Origin of the sequence: Protofrankia sp. Cj5 (assembly GCF_917627405.1) — a bacterium.
GTDB lineage: Bacteria > Actinomycetota > Actinomycetes > Frankiales > Frankiaceae > Protofrankia.
On the sequence record NZ_CAKJTO010000109.1, the window covers coordinates 1 to 14,507 of the forward strand.

Here is a 14,507-nt window from a genome sequence, read left to right on the forward strand (position 1 = left end):
GCAGCTGATCTCGGGCAAGGGCGTGCGATCGGCAACACCGCGCCCGGCGTTCGACGGTCAGATCGTTGTCTCCGGCCTGACCAAGCGTTATAACGGAGTCACGGCAGTGGACGACCTGTCGTTCGTCGTGCGGCCGGGCCGGGTCACAGGTTTCCTGGGCCCCAACGGCGCGGGGAAGACCACGACACTACGCATGATCCTCGGCCTTGCCGCACCGACCGCGGGCACCGCCACCATCGGCGGCATCCGCTATATCGACCTGCCGGAGCCGCTGCGCCATGTCGGCGGGCTGCTGGAGACAAGCGCCGCCCACCGGGGCCGCACCGGCCGCAACCATCTGCGGATCATCTGCCAGTCCGTCGGCATCCCCCTGGAGCGCGCCGACGAGGTCCTCGAACTCGTCGGTCTCACCCCGGCGGGGCGCCGCACATTCAAGGGCTACTCGCTGGGCATGCGGCAACGGCTGGGGATCGCCGCGGCACTGATCGGCGACCCGCGGGTCCTGATCCTCGACGAGCCGGCCAACGGCCTGGACCCCGACGGTATCCGCTGGATGCGCGACCTGCTCAAAGCCCTCGCCGCCGACGGCCGCACCGTGCTGGTCTCCAGCCATCTCCTTGCCGAGATGCAGCAGCTTGCCGACGACCTGGTCATCATCGCCGCCGGCCGGCTGGTCGCCCAGGGGACGGTCGACTCGGTGCTGGATTCGATGGCGCATTCCGCCCGCGTCCTGGTCCGCATCTCCGACACCGAGAAGCTGACCGCCGCATGCGGCGAGGACGCCGTGGTTGTCACACGCGAGAACGGCGACCTGCATATCACCGGCATGGACGCCACCGCGGTCGGCGAGGCTGCCGCCCGCGCCGGTGTTGTCGTGCATCAGCTGGTCACCGAACGGCCCGGCCTGGAAGACGTCTTCCTCGAACTCACCAGAGGCAAGGCCACGATCCGATGACCCCGCTCGACAGCCTCGTCAGCGCGGCCGCGCCGCGCACCGGCTTCGCCCCGATGCACCGGGTCCGCGCCGAAATCATGAAGATACGCACCACGAACACGTGGTGGATGTTCAGCATCGGCATCGTTCTCGTCACCGCGGAGGCGCTGCTCCGCAACGGCGTCTCCCACCACTACGACCTGCACCCGGCACTCGCTGGTCTGGACCCAGCCGACAGGGCCCAGGCCCTTGCCACCGCCGCCCGTGCGCACACGCACGCCGGCCAGGCCGCGATCGCCAGCAACATGATGACCTCTGGCCAGTTCCTCGGTGTGCTGTTCGCGATGCTCATCGGTGTCCTGGTCGTGACCAACGAGTACAGCCACCAGACCGCCACGGCGACCTACCTGGCCAATCCACGCCGCGGCACGGTCATCGTGGCCAAGTTCATCGCCGCCGCCTGCTTTGGCGCCCTGTTCTGGCTCGTGTCGACCCTGATCGATGTCATCGTCACCCCGATCTACCTACACAGCCAGCAGCTTGGTGTTTCACTGGCCGACTGGGCCGTGGTCCGATCGGTGCTGCTCAACCTACTGGCGTTCATCATGTGGGCCATCTTCGGCCTGGGACTCGGCACCCTCATCCGCAGCCAGCTCGGCTCGGTCATCACCGGCATTGCCGCCTACCTGCTCGGCACCGCCGCGGTCGCGGTCATCTTCGAACTGATCTACAACGCCTACCACCATACGTGGGTTCAAGGGGCGATCGTGATCGCGCCCGCGGTCGCCTCGCTGGTCATGACCACCCCCGGGCAGGCGTTCGACCATGCGCCGCCGCAGTGGACCGGCCTGATAATCATGATTGGATACACGCTGCTCTTCGGCACAATCGGCGTCCAGCTCACTCGGCGCCGGGATATTTAGAGCCTCCGGCAATAGGACTGTCCGGCTCGCGCCGCCCGGTCGGCGCCTCGCGTCATCGCTCCCCGTCCATCGCCGCGCGATGCACGGGTGCCCCGGCTCGTCGGTCGACGCCCCACACAGGGCGCCTCCCTCCGCCGCCTCGCGATCCATCCACCCGGACGCCGCTCCCTGATCGAACGCCCTATTGCCGGGCGCTCTTAATGATCCTTTAGTCTGATCCGCTTCGCCGGCCGGCTGACGTGTCCAGATCCAGGCCTGGCGTAGTGCGGGACTGTGGGCCGCGGGCCGCACATACTCAGTGGCAGAGCGGGGACAAAGCGGATGACGATCGACGAACGGCTCTCTGGCCCAAGCGACAGCGAACGGGAATGGCTGCGGGTCCGCAGCCACCTGATCAGACACCGCTTCACGCTCGCGGTGACGGCAGCCGATGACTACCCGCCGGACGTCCGCGTGGCAGGCACTCCGCTGCTCGCCGACCAGCGGTGGCTGCCACCCGTCCCGTTGCCGCTGGACTCGATCGATCTCCATCTCGACGTGACCGGTGGCGCCCGCGGGCTGACCGGCAGGGAACAGCTTTCCGAACCGGTCCGGCCCCTGCGCGCGAACGGCACCCGGTACGGCACCTACTCCGCCGCCGTCGCGGAGCTCGCCGCACCGGCGGTGTTCAACAACCTGCCCACGTACCGGCTCCTGGCCGCCGACCTGTCCGGCGGCCGAGGCCGCATGCTGTTCGGCCGTGGGCGCTACTTCGACGCCCTGAACGTCGGCGAAGCGTGCGCCCACGAGTACGCGGCCCACACGCTGGGCCTTGGCGGGACGCCGCTGCGCGCCGCGGTCGCGCAACCGTGGGACCTCACCGCCCGCTCGACGAACATGGCGATCAGCACGCTGACGCTCCGCGTCGACCGGACGGCCGGCGCGGCATCGTTCCTGCTGCACTGGCGCGACCCGGCCACGGTCGGCCACGCCGGCGGGCTGTATCAGGTGATCCCCGTCGGGGTCTTCCAGCCATCCGGTACCGCGCCGGGAAACGAAAGAAACGATTTCGACCTGTGGCGATCCAGCATCCGCGAGTTCTCTGAGGAACTTCTGGGAAACCCAGAAAACTACGGCAGTGACCTCTTACCGATCGACTATGATGCCTGGCCGTTCGCCGCCCGCCTGAACCGCGCTCGCGACCGCGGCCAGCTGCGGCTGTTTGTGCTCGGCATGGGCACCGACCCACTCACCTTCGCCACCGACCTCCTCACCGTCGCCGTGTTCGACGCGCCCATGTTCGACGAGGTGTTCGGCAATCTGGTCACGGCCAACAATGAAGGCCGCGTGCTGTCGACACTGGCTGCCGGCAGCAGCGGTCCCGGCATCGCCTTCAGTGAACAGAACGTAGCGCGTATCGTCCGCCACGAACCGACGCAAGCTGCCGGCGCGGCGCTGCTGGCCCTCGCGTGGCGGCACCGTGATGTGCTCATGGCCTGAAAACCCCTACATCGATGCGGCCTGACGGTCCCCGGGCCGCACTCCGGGATCCCCGCTCAGCCCATCGGCGAAGCCGGGCTTCCCCGCGCGCTTCGGGACGTATGGCTGCGCGCGTGAGCTCCCGTGCGTCAGCGCCACGCTCGCGCCGGCCGAAATGGCCACCGCACCGCGTTATGCGGCCGACGACCGGGCTGTCAGGAAAACCGTGCTCAACATCGTGCCCCCGGCAGGGCCGGCCCTGACCGCTTCCGCCGGTTGGCTCCAGCCGCGGTACGGGCCGAGAACCTGCCCCGGCCCGAGAATCGGCATGATGGACACCAATATCCCCGGATGGGAAGCAGGAGAACGTGCATGGGTGCCCAACAGGCGTTGCTCGGGCCGTTGTCTGGGCGGGATCCGGACCGGATCGGTTCGTACGTCTTACTGGGCCAGCTCGGGGCCGGCTCCATGGGCCGGGTCTATTTAGGCAGGTCAGCGGCTGGCCGTCTGGTTGCGGTGAAGACAATCAAACCGGAGTACGCCGAAGAACCGGATTTCCGGGCTCGGTTCACGCAGGAGGTGGCGGCGGCACGGCGGGTCAGCGGAGTGTTCACGGCTGCCGTGGTCGCGGCTGATCCGGACGCCGGCGTGCCATGGCTGGCTACTGCATACGTGCCAGCTCCATCGTTGGACCGCTTGGTGCGGGCGTGCGGCCCGTTGCCGGTGCCGGCCGTCCGCTGGCTGGCCGCCGGCTGCGCGGAGGCGCTGGAGTCGATCCACGGTGCCGGGCTGGTGCACCGGGATCTGAAACCGTCGAATGTGCTGGTCTCCCTGGACGGGCCGCGAGTGATCGACTTCGGGGTGGCGCGGGCGGTGGAGCGAATCCAGCTCACCTCGACACACGGAGCGGTCGGCACACCCGCGTACATGGCGCCGGAACAGGCCCGGAACACCCGCCAGGTAGCCGTCGCGAGTGACGTGTTCTCGCTCGGCTCCACGCTGCTGTACGCCGGGAGCGGGCACGCCCCATACCGTGGGGAAACTGTGATGGACATCCTGATCCAACTGGCCACCGAACCGCCGGACCTCAGCGGGCTGCCGCCGGAGCTGACCGACCTGGTAGCCGCCTGCCTGGACCGGGATCCGCAGCGCAGGCCCACTCCGGCGGTGCTGCTCGCCGAGCTCGCGCCGTATGTGGACCTTGAAACAGAGCACGGCTCGGAGCCGTCGGTACTGCCGGCGGCGGGCCTGGCCCTGATCCAGGAGTACCGGAAACGCCCCCAGGCCACCGCCCGGATCCCCGAGCCGACCGGCCCGGACGCCACCCTCGCCTCCCGCCCCGGCTCGCTCACTTCCCACCCAGGCCCGCTCGCTTCGGATGCTATGGCCGTACCCACCACGCAACAGGACGCAGCCGCTGCCTCGGCCGCCTCGCCCGGCGTTGCTGAAGCGGCTGGACGGCGCCGATTCGCCTTGCCCGCCCGGCAGTTGCCGCGGCCAAGCGCTCCGCCGGGCGGGCGAGGTAACCGCCGGCCAGGCAAGGGCCGGGCGGGCGAGGGCCGGTCGCCGACGGCGAAGGAGCCTCGTTTCGGCCAGGCCGCCATGATCATAATATCGATAGGCACGGTGGCCGCTCTGCTGATCGCGGGCGGCATCCTGGGCGCTCGATCCAGCAGCCGGGCAAACCAGACGCAGAATTCCCAGAACGCCTACAACGGGTATGACCCACGCCTGCTCGGGCCAGGGCCGCCGCTGTCCGGAGCTTCCGACCGTCCCGGCGGACGGCCGCAGCTGCTGGTCAACCAGCCGATGGGCGACGGAGCCACCGGGTTCGTGGTACATGGGCGCGGCTGGGTGCCCAACCAGTTGGTCACGGTCGCGTTGGCCGGTGGCAGGGTGTCCGGCTATCAGCAGACGATCGACCTGGCCGGCACCTTCAACTACACGATCAACCAGTCGCACGAGTTCTTCACCGGCCCAATCCCACCGGGGCATTACACCGTCGTCGCCACGGCAACCGACGGGTCCACCGCGCATGCCTCGTTCGACGTCCATCCGTGACGCCCAGCGGGGACGTCCAGCCAGGACCCGCGGACGTGGCCGCCGGCCGGCGGTAGCAGCACCAGTCACGGCCGCCGGGTCCACCAGAGGTCCTCCTGGCGGGAGCACCAGGCCGGATCATTGAGCCGGGCCAGATCCGCCGGCGTGATGACCGCGTTCTCCAACAGCACCTCGACGACGACCTCGTCGGACAGCCGGACGCCGGGGCGGACCAGAGCACGTTCGGTGATCTTGTGGCGCAGTGCCTTGAGATGCTCGCCGACCCGGGCGGAGAGCCGGTCCCGAAACGCCGGGTCGTTGTCGAAGCGCTCCAGTTCGAAATGCGCGTCGGTCACCTCGAGCGCGGCCCGGGCGATCTCCGGTGTCCGGGGCAGTGGCGTGGTGCGAGTCGGGTCGATCAGCCACGGCCGGCACCACATCAGCGCCACCAGGAACAGTTTGGTCTTCGGGTCCAGATACAACGGAAGCAGGGTCGAGTCGTCGTCCAGCCGCCCCGGCACCCGTTCCCGGCCGGCGGTGGCCGTGGGGTCGAAGTCCTCGGCCGAAGCGCCGACCGCCACCCGCAGGGGCTGGCCTTCGTCCAGCATTGCCCGTGAACCGACCAGCACGGTTCCGGCCCGGAGAAACCATCCGCCGCACGGCTCGCCTTGCTCCTCCATCCGCGGCAACCGGATCCGGTAACCGTCGCTGACCGTGTAGAGCGCATGTGTACAGCTGATGTTGGCGACCCATGCGCCGCCGTTGACGGCGGCGATGAGCCCAGCCCGGCGGGACAGCCCGCGTCCGACCGCAATCATCACGTCCACGTCCGGTCCCCGGCCGAAAACGAGCTGGCCGCCCACTGGAATCCCGATAACCTCTCCGGACGACGTGCCGACCCGCGCCGCCGATGCCGTCGAATCCAGCTCCGTTACCTCCTCGCACGTTCCCCGGCCCAGCTCAACGCCTCGTCCGGGCCGGAGTGTACGGCCCCGCGACCGGGCTAAGGTGCCCCCGAACTCGGGGATGTGGAACACGCGCAGCGGTGCGGGGGGCCGTGGGAGCTTTTGGCTGATGCCCACTGATGCCCGCCGGAAGCAGCCAGTCAGTACGAAACGGGTCCGCGACCCCCGGATTCCGGGGATAGCCCACAGCCCCCGTTCGCGGTTTTCTGGGAACCGTCCGGGGCGAGGCGGACACGGGCACGGCGCGCAGGGGGTGGCAGGCGACCCGGAACGCAGTTACGTCGGTCCAGCACGGGGGTGGACCACCCGGCGGGACTCGGTTCGAGGTCGGAGCCTATATGGGGGGATCCTGCGATGTCGCGTCCGCTGTCTCGTCCCGGCCCCACCCGCATGATCCCATGTGCTCTTGGCTCAGAATGTAGAATTCTCAACAAGAGAATTCTGTGACCTGGCCGTAGGCCACCCCGCGACCCCGCGCTATGACCCACCAGCTCACCACCGGACGGCGGCTCAGGCCCGGCGACCTGGGCTCATGGCCGGCTGGCGCCCAGGCTGCCCGACCGGAAAGTTGAGTCTCGGTTCGGGAGAATCAGACGCGGCTACGTTACGCTCCGCGTCAGGATGGGCTGATGCCAGCGGGTCCTGAGCGATCGGGGGACGGTCATGACATACACGGTGCTACATGGGCGGTTTGTGATCCGCTATCCCGACCGGCCGCGCCAAGGGCCGGAACCGGACGGCGACACGGTCAAGTTCCTCCCCGACACGCCCGCGCTGGTTGAGAGGCTGCCACGCCGGTCCGGTCGCCCGCCGGGCATCAACGGCCATGGTATCTCCGTCCGGCTGGAAGCGATCGACGCGCTGGAAACCCACTTCGGCGAGACCCATCAGGAGCTGGCCGGCGCAAACGCGGCCCGGGACGAACTGTTGCGTCTGCTGGGCTTCACCAACATCGTCTTCTTCCCCGATCTGCCCAACAACGTGCAGTCGGCCGATCAGGACAGTCTGCGCGGCCATGTGCTGTCCAACGGCATCGACGGCAACGGCCGCCTGATCGCGTTCGTCTACCCGGGCGAGCACCCCGGGCCGGATGGCGCGTCGGTGTTCGCCGACAACGCCCTGATCGACCAGTCGGTCAACGCCGCTCTGCTAACGACCGGGCACGTCTACCCGGCCTTCTACGCCACCCTGCCGGCAGCCCTGCGCAACCACCTGGCCGGGATATCCCGGGCGGCCCGCGCCGCCCGGGACGCGGCCGGGCTGTGGCCGCGTGCCACCGCCGACCCCAACGGCGCCGCCACCATCGCCAACCTCGCTGACCTACAACAGCTGGTGCTCTGGCCCAAACTGTTCCGCCGGATCGTGCCCTACCTCGCGGCCGGCTTCACCAGCTTCGACGGCTTCGACGCGTGGCTGCGCACCGACACGGTCAACCGGGACGACGCGTTGTTCCTGCTCGACCGGCATGAGTCGGGCAACCTGCACGATGTCATCCACGCCGAGGAACACCGCGTCCAGTTGACCGTCTGGCCCGAGGACTTCATCATCGGCCCGGACCCGGCGCCACCCGGCGCACCGACCGACCCACACACCGTCGCCGCAGGCGACGTGCTCATCGTGGCCGCGCTGCCCGACCCGGTCGGCGCCGACCGCGGGCACGAGCTGGTCACCCTGCTCAACACGACGGCATCCCCGATCGATCTGGCTGGCTGGGGCCTGCTCGACTCGGCCGGCGGCCGGCACGACCTCACCGGCACCCTCGTCGGCGGAGCCGTCATCCAGGTCGCAGCCCGGGGAGCGGTCCAGCTCGGCAACCGCGGTGACGCTCTCCTCCTCGTCGACCGTGCGGGCGTCTCCATCGATCAGGTCACCTACAAGGCCGACAAGGTCCGAACAGGACGCACCATCTGTTTCGGGCGCTGAACACACGCCGCGGACGCCCCACGCCAGCCCGGCGCGATCCCACGGTCACATTCAGAGCGCCCGGCAATAGGGGACGCGGCGTCGCGGGGCCAGGGCACGCACCTCGCGTCATCCCTCCCCGTCCATCGCTTCCCGTCCATCGCTGCGCGATGCACGGGTACCCTGGCTCGTCGGTCGCCACCCAACAGTCCCGGCCGCTCGCGGGACAATGATCGCGCCCTCGAGCGCGGCTGGTGGTCCGCCGGGCGTGCCGCGGTAGACGGCCACGGTCTCCCCGACGGCTTCCCCAGAGTTCCGCCGCACCTGGAAAAAACCAGCCGGCGACCTGCCCTCCAGCGCATCCAACCCCGTCAGTATCGGCGCCGCCGGCCCGCCAGCACATCCATGATCCCAAACGGGCGACGGCACAGCAAACGACGGCGTCGGGACTTCATGGCAGCCGAATAACGGGCCTTTCAGCTGCCCGTTCACGAAACAGCCGGCTCATACCTCATGCTTTTTAAAACTTTTAATCCTTTTAGCCCCTTTATGGTTTTTGAAGAGGTACGGGATAGTAAATATCTGTTTCAGCAGTTTCGCCGTTCAGGAACCACGGCTTCTTCGGAACGTGCTCCTGGTAGGAGGTCCCAGATGGACAGACAGCGCCGAACCGTCCAGCGGATCGCTGTCGCCGTGGCACGTGCCACAATCGCACTGACGGTGGCCGCATGCGGAGCCTCGCCGATCAGCGGCAACCCGGAAGGCCAGAACTGCACGGTCCCCGGCGTGACCGACAAAGAGGTTAAAATAGGCTTTCTCTACCCGGCTACCGGCCCGCTGGCGGACGGATTCCACGCCTTCCGCGCCGGCGTGGACGCGCGGCTGAGCGCGGCCAACGCGGACGGCGGGGTCAACGGCCGGACGCTGTCCTACACCTGGCGGGACGACGCCTCCAATCCCGCCACGAACCTCGCCAGCGCCCGTTCCCTGATCAACGACGACGGGGTCTTCGGGATCATCGAGACCACCGGGGCCGCGACCGGGTCCGCACCGTTCCTGCATGAGCAGGGCATTCCGGTGACCGGCCTCGCGCTGGAGCCGGTGTGGAGCGCCGACGACAACATGTTCACCCACCTGAGCTTCACAAGCCCGGGATCCATCACCACCTGGGGTGACTACGCTGTTTCCCAGGGCGGTCGGACCGCGTTCATCCTACGGACCGCGTTCTCCGAGACCATGCGCACCATCGCGGAGAACGTGAGCACGAGCCTGCGCACCGCTGGTGTCCGGATCGCCGGTTCCGCCGACGTCAGCCCTGCAGCCAGCCCGACCAGCCTCGGTGCCCAGATCAAGGCCAGCGGTGCTGACACCTTGATCGCGCTGACTGCCCCGGACGCTCTCGACCAAGCCCTCATCGGCGCCCGCAACGCGGGCGTACCGCTGAAGGTCACCCTGTCGTTCTCACCCGGCTACGACCAGAGCCTGCTGCAGAAGTACGGCCGGCAGCTCGCCGGAACCTCCTACTTCCTCGAGTACACCCCGTTCGAGCTGGACACCCCCGCACACTGGGAGTTCCTTCGGGCCATGAACATGTACGCCCCACAGCTGCAGCCCCCGGTCCAGGGCGGCGCGTTGTCTGGCTGGATCTCCGCGGATATGATGATCCGCGGGCTGCAGGAAGCCGGCATCTGCCCCACCCGCCAACAGTTCATCCACGGCCTTCGAGCGGTCCGGGACTACAACGCCAACGGCCTGCTGCCCGCGCCCCTCGACATGGCCACGAACTCCGGTCAACTGAACGCCTGCTTGTCATTCGTCAAAGTCAGCGATGACGGTACCCGCTTCAATCCCGAGCCCACCGCCCGTTGCGGACGCAAAATATAAGGGAGAGCACATCAATGCCAGCCACACCCACAGGCGTCGCGGCGGCTCCCGGGCGCCTTCCACTGTTCGGGCACATGCACCGGATGCTGACCGAACCGCGTGGTTTCTTCGAGTCCCTGCGCGGCAGGGGTGACATCGTCACCATCGGCCTCGGACCGACCGTGGCCTATGTCATCAACGAGCCATCCTGGGTGCACCAGATTCTCACCAGGGATGTCCACAAGTTCGCCAAGGGCATCGGGTACGAGAAGTCAGCGCCGTTTCTCGGCAACGGGCTGCTGAACTCCACCGAACCGACCCACATGGCACACCGCCGGTTGATGCAGCCGGCATTCCACACAGCGCAGATCGCCGCCTATGCGGACCAGATGCGGGAGAGCGCCGAACAACGCGCCACCGCGTGGCACGACGGCCAGGTGGTCGAGTTCGGCCAGGAGATCCATGCTTTCACGGTCGCCGTGGTATGCCGGGCCCTGTTCTCCGCCGATCTCGGTAACAGCGTCGCGGTCCAGGTGGAGGAGGCCCTGCCAGTTCTGCTCAAGGGCGTGACCAGGCGCATCGCCTTCCCGATCGGCTGGTTGGAGAAGCTGCCCACCCCAGGCAACCGCCGCTTCAACCGCGCCCGGCATCGGCTCGACGACATACTGACGAATGTCATCGCCCAGTGCCGCGCGCGTGGCGCCACCGACGGCAATCTGATGGCCATACTGTTATCCGCCCGTGCGCAGGGCGATGGCCCCGGCCTGTCCGATCAGCAGATCCGCGACGAGGCGATGGCCCTTTTCCTGGGTGGCGTCGAAACCGTGCGTGATGTGCTGAGCTGGGCCTGTCACCTCCTCAGCCAGCACCCGGACATCCAGCGAAGACTGGCCGACGAGGTGGACGCAGCCCTGGCCGGCAGGTCACTCGACCACAGCACCTTGGCCAACCTGGGCTACCTGCGCCAGGTGCTGACCGAGACGCTGCGCCTTTACCCCCCGGCCTGGCTGCTGTCCAGACGGACTGTGACAGAAGTCGCCCTCGGCGAACACTGGATTCCACCGGGATCTCATGTGCTGTTCTCCGTGTGGACCATACAACGCGATCCGGCCGTCTACGCCGCGCCCAGCACCTTCGATCCAGACCGGTGGGGCGGTGCCGCCGCGGCGGCACTGCCGCGCACATATTTTCTCCCGTTCGGCGCGGGCAACAGAAACTGCATCGGTGAGCCATTCGCCTGGGAAGAAATGATGATCTTTTTGGCAACAGTGACGGCTCACTGGACGCTGCACCCCAGCCCTGGCCACCGGGTACGCCCAAGCCGATCGCCGATGCTCCAGCCCAAGCGGGTACCGTTGATCGTTCGTGCCCGCTGATCCGCTGGCGACCGCTCCCAGCGACCGTAAACTACCTGATTGTCTGAGTATTGTCGCAGGTCAGCTCCCAGCGTGGGCGTTCAGGAACGCACCTGTTCGGACTGGTACGTTCCTGGTATCGCCTGGTGAGCCGGTGAGTGATCTCCTCGGGCGGTAGTGGTCGTGCGAAAAGGTAACCTTGCGCGGTATCACAGTCGACCGCTCGCAGCCGTTCGGCCTGTGTTGTGGTTTCGACTCCCTCAGCGGTCACTGTCAGCCGCAGAGAGTGCGCCAGCCCAACCATGGCCTGCACAATCTTCTCATCATCGGGGTCAGCTTTCTGCCTGGATCGAAGGCCTTCAACGAAGGGTCCCGCAAGTTTCAGGGTGTGCACCGGCAGACGCCGTAAGTAGGCAAGGTTGGAATAGCCGGTACCGAAATCGTCGATGGCGATCCGTACGCCCATGTCAGCCAGGGCGCGCAGCGCACGGAGCGGTTCATCGGCCGTACCCATGAACGCGCTCTCCGTGAGTTCCAGTTGAAGCCGGTCGGGGGACAGCCCGGTGTCGCCGAGAACACGCTGGACCTGCTCCACCAGCTGGGGATCACGGGTCTGGCGGGCAGCGAGATTAACGCTGACGAACGGGCGGGCGGGACTGAGGTCCTGCCAAGACCTGGCCTGCAAACAAGCCAGGTACAGCAGTCGTCCGCCGAGCGGCACGATCAGGCCGGTCTCCTCCGCGATATCGACGAAAAGGCCGGGGCTCAGCAGGCCGAAACGAGGATGCCGCCAACGGACCAACGCTTCGACACCGGCCATGCTGTCGTCCGCGAGTGCCACGATCGGCTGGTACTCGAGAATGAACTGGTCCTGCTCGAAGGCACCGGGCAGCATGGTGGCAAGGGTGTGACGGGTGATCTCATGGGCGTTGCGCTCGGCGTCGAACAGCGCCCACCGGCCCTTGCCGTCGGACTTGGCCCGATACAGCGTGATATCCGCGGCCCGTAACAGGTCACGGGGGTCACCGTCGGCGACCGGGCGTTCAACAACACCTATGCTCGCGCTGACCGACAACAGGTGGCCGTCGACCTGTAGCGGTCTGGCCAGCTCCGCCAGTACCTGCTCGGCGACAGCGATCACATCGGCGGACCCGGTGGAACCGGCTACCACGACGACGAACTCATCACCACCCATACGGGCGAACAGATGCGTCGGTGGCAGCGTGCTACTGAGCCGATCCGCGAGCGCAACGAGCAGCCGGTCACCCACATCATGGCCGAGGCTGTCGTTGACAGTCTTGAAGCCATCGAGATCGATGAAACACACTCCGACCCGGTCATCGGAACCGGCGACCATGAGGTCACTGAGCCGTTCCAGCAGCAACGCGCGATTCGGCAGGCCGGTGAGTGGGTCATGAAAGGCCTGTGAACGCAACTGGGTCTGCAACCGGTGCCGCTCAGTGATGTCCACGACCATGGACAACTGGACGCGGCAACGGCCGTCGTCGTCACGCAGACACGAAATGGTCAGGTCCGCCCACAGCACCGCACCGCCCGCACCGGTGAACCGCTTCTCCAGCCGGATGCGTTCAGGGCCTGCACCACGTTGGTGCCCATAGGCCGCCCGTACCTCCCCGGCATCCTCGGGGTGAGCGAACTCGTCGATCCGCCGGCCGTGTATCTGCGCCGGACCGACCCCGAGCAGCTCCAGCAGTGCCCCGTTGGCCTCAATCACCGACCCGTCAGCGTCGCTGATCGCGATCCCGATCGCGGAGCCGGCAAAGACCAGCCGGAACCGGGCATCGCTCGCGTACAGCGCCGCCTGGTGGATCGAATCCTGAGCAGCGAGAATCTGTTCCCGGAGAGCCTGCGTGTACCCGTCCGCCAAACCTGCCTGAAGAGCCACCAGCCGGGCCGCGTACCCGTCTGCCGCATCGAGCTCCAGGTCGTCGAGCAGCCTGTTCCCGACGGCCCGGATGCTGCAGGCGAGCGCATCGCCCGCACCAAAGCGGTACTCAATGATGGCGGCGCCGATGATGACCGCGGGCGCTGTCACGAACGTTTCAGCGAGTAGAGCGTCGACAAGCCGGCCGGTCAGTACCCGTAACCGCTGCTCGACCTCAACCACATTGATTGTCAAACAGCTCGCATCGACGAGTTCCCGCGCCCACGCCAGCGCGAAGCGTTCGACGCCCCGCTGACGGACAGCCGGGTGTAATGGCCTCACACATACTCCTCAAGAGCCTTTCACATGGCCAAAAATCACCTCGTACGGCCGTTTCTGGGCCGGGATATGAGCTACCGGCATCCCACCGCCGCGAAAAGTGTCGAACGTTCCGGGGCCGCGGCGAACGGATCCGCGGTACCGTCTCCCCCGTCCGGGCGCCACATCGGCACGTGGACAAGACCGGGGTCGACAAGATCGTATCCCTTGAGCAGAGCCGCGATGTCCGGGCAACGACGGGCAACGATGCCGGTCCGGGCGGCCTGGGACCGCTGTTCGAGCTGTTCGAGCTGTTCGATCTCTTCGGTCCGCTCGTCCGGGCTGATGTGAGACAACGCCAGGTAGCTGCCAGGCACGGTAGCCCGCCGGAAGGCATCGACAATACCGGCGGGGTCGTCGCTGTCCCCGATGTAATGCAGGATGGCAACCATCAGGACGGCAACCGGCTGAGAAAGATCAAAAAATTCGGTGACAGCGCGGGAGGTCAGAATCGACTCCGGCCGGCGCACGTCGGCCTGCACGACGGTGGCCCGCGGATCATCGGCAAGCAGCATGCTCGAGTGGATGACCGCGATCGGGTCGATGTCAACATAGACCACTCTGCAGTCCCGGTTCACCCGTTGGACGATCTCATGGACGTTGCCAACTGTCGGCACACCCGACCCAAGATCCAAAAACTGCGTGATGCCCGCCTCCCCGGCAAGGAAACGTACCGCCCGGTGCAGGAAGAGCCGGTTGGACCTGGCGACCAGGTCAATATCCGGAAACACCTCCCGCGCCCGGCGGAGCGCCTCCCGGTCGACCGCGAAGTTGTGCGATCCACCGAGAGCGTAGTCGTAGGCC

At 67.4% G+C, this 14,507-nt stretch carries 10 protein-coding genes; 7 read left to right on the forward strand and 3 right to left on the reverse strand.

Translation table 11 applies throughout. The annotated features are described in order from the left end of the window. Window positions 1-22: 22 nt before the first annotated feature. The 4 genes from MJ777_RS18915 to MJ777_RS18930 all read left to right on the forward strand — a co-directional run bounded on the left by MJ777_RS18915 (window position 23) and on the right by MJ777_RS18930 (window position 5,376). Complete coding sequence (locus MJ777_RS18915) at window positions 23-955, forward strand: ATP-binding cassette domain-containing protein (RefSeq protein ID WP_370652772.1); 933 nt, start codon at window positions 23-25, stop codon at window positions 953-955. After that, window positions 952-1,857 carry an ABC transporter permease subunit gene (locus MJ777_RS18920; RefSeq protein ID WP_239377312.1) on the forward strand — a complete coding sequence of 302 codons (906 nt, stop codon included), beginning with the start codon at window positions 952-954 and terminating at the stop codon, window positions 1,855-1,857. Before MJ777_RS18915 ends, MJ777_RS18920 begins: the two co-directional genes overlap by 4 nt. A 321-nt stretch (window positions 1,858-2,178) precedes the next feature. Then, the gene (locus tag MJ777_RS18925; protein ID WP_239377313.1) at window positions 2,179-3,336 is read left to right on the forward strand and encodes a transcriptional regulator; all 1,158 of its coding nucleotides are present in this window, start codon (window positions 2,179-2,181) and stop codon (window positions 3,334-3,336) included. 351 nt (window positions 3,337-3,687) lie between these two features. Next, complete coding sequence (locus MJ777_RS18930; RefSeq protein WP_239377314.1) at window positions 3,688-5,376, forward strand: serine/threonine-protein kinase; 1,689 nt, start codon at window positions 3,688-3,690, stop codon at window positions 5,374-5,376. A 65-nt stretch (window positions 5,377-5,441) separates the two neighbouring features. On the opposite strand, the gene MJ777_RS18935 is transcribed toward MJ777_RS18930, so the two are convergent. After that, on the reverse strand, window positions 5,442-6,182 hold the full coding sequence (locus MJ777_RS18935; protein ID WP_239377315.1) for a hypothetical protein: 741 nt from the start codon (window positions 6,180-6,182) through the stop codon (window positions 5,442-5,444). Window positions 6,183-6,983: 801 nt separating this feature from the next. Between MJ777_RS18935 and MJ777_RS18940 the strand changes: the two genes are divergently transcribed. The 3 genes from MJ777_RS18940 (at window position 6,984) to MJ777_RS18950 (ending at window position 11,461) form a co-directional block, all read left to right on the forward strand. After that, the gene (locus MJ777_RS18940) at window positions 6,984-8,243 is read left to right on the forward strand and encodes a lamin tail domain-containing protein (protein ID WP_239377316.1); all 1,260 of its coding nucleotides are present in this window, start codon (window positions 6,984-6,986) and stop codon (window positions 8,241-8,243) included. Between the two features lie 630 nt (window positions 8,244-8,873). Beyond that, window positions 8,874-10,106, forward strand: a complete 1,233-nt coding sequence (locus MJ777_RS18945) for an ABC transporter substrate-binding protein (RefSeq protein ID WP_239308993.1) — start codon at window positions 8,874-8,876, stop codon at window positions 10,104-10,106. 14 nt (window positions 10,107-10,120) lie between these two features. After that, a complete protein-coding gene (locus MJ777_RS18950; RefSeq protein ID WP_239377317.1) occupies window positions 10,121-11,461 on the forward strand; it encodes a cytochrome P450 in 1,341 nt (446 codons plus the stop codon). Window positions 11,462-11,492: 31 nt separating this feature from the next. Here MJ777_RS18950 and MJ777_RS18955 read toward each other — a convergent pair whose 3' ends face one another. Next, window positions 11,493-13,667, reverse strand: a complete 2,175-nt coding sequence (locus MJ777_RS18955; protein WP_239377318.1) for a bifunctional diguanylate cyclase/phosphodiesterase — start codon at window positions 13,665-13,667, stop codon at window positions 11,493-11,495. Window positions 13,668-13,738: 71 nt separating this feature from the next. Further along, window positions 13,739-14,507: SAM-dependent methyltransferase (locus MJ777_RS18960; protein ID WP_239377319.1), on the reverse strand; the 769-nt coding region annotated here is incomplete at its 5' end.

Coding starts and splice junctions, on each gene's coding strand:
- MJ777_RS18930 (WP_239377314.1), top strand. CDS start 3,688: ATGGGTGCCCAACAGGCGTTGCTCGGGCCGTTGTCTGGGCGGGATCCG.
- MJ777_RS18925 (WP_239377313.1), top strand. CDS start 2,179: ATGACGATCGACGAACGGCTCTCTGGCCCAAGCGACAGCGAACGGGAA.
- MJ777_RS18940 (WP_239377316.1), top strand. CDS start 6,984: ATGACATACACGGTGCTACATGGGCGGTTTGTGATCCGCTATCCCGAC.
- MJ777_RS18945 (WP_239308993.1), top strand. CDS start 8,874: ATGGACAGACAGCGCCGAACCGTCCAGCGGATCGCTGTCGCCGTGGCA.
- MJ777_RS18920 (WP_239377312.1), top strand. CDS start 952: ATGACCCCGCTCGACAGCCTCGTCAGCGCGGCCGCGCCGCGCACCGGC.
- MJ777_RS18950 (WP_239377317.1), top strand. CDS start 10,121: ATGCCAGCCACACCCACAGGCGTCGCGGCGGCTCCCGGGCGCCTTCCA.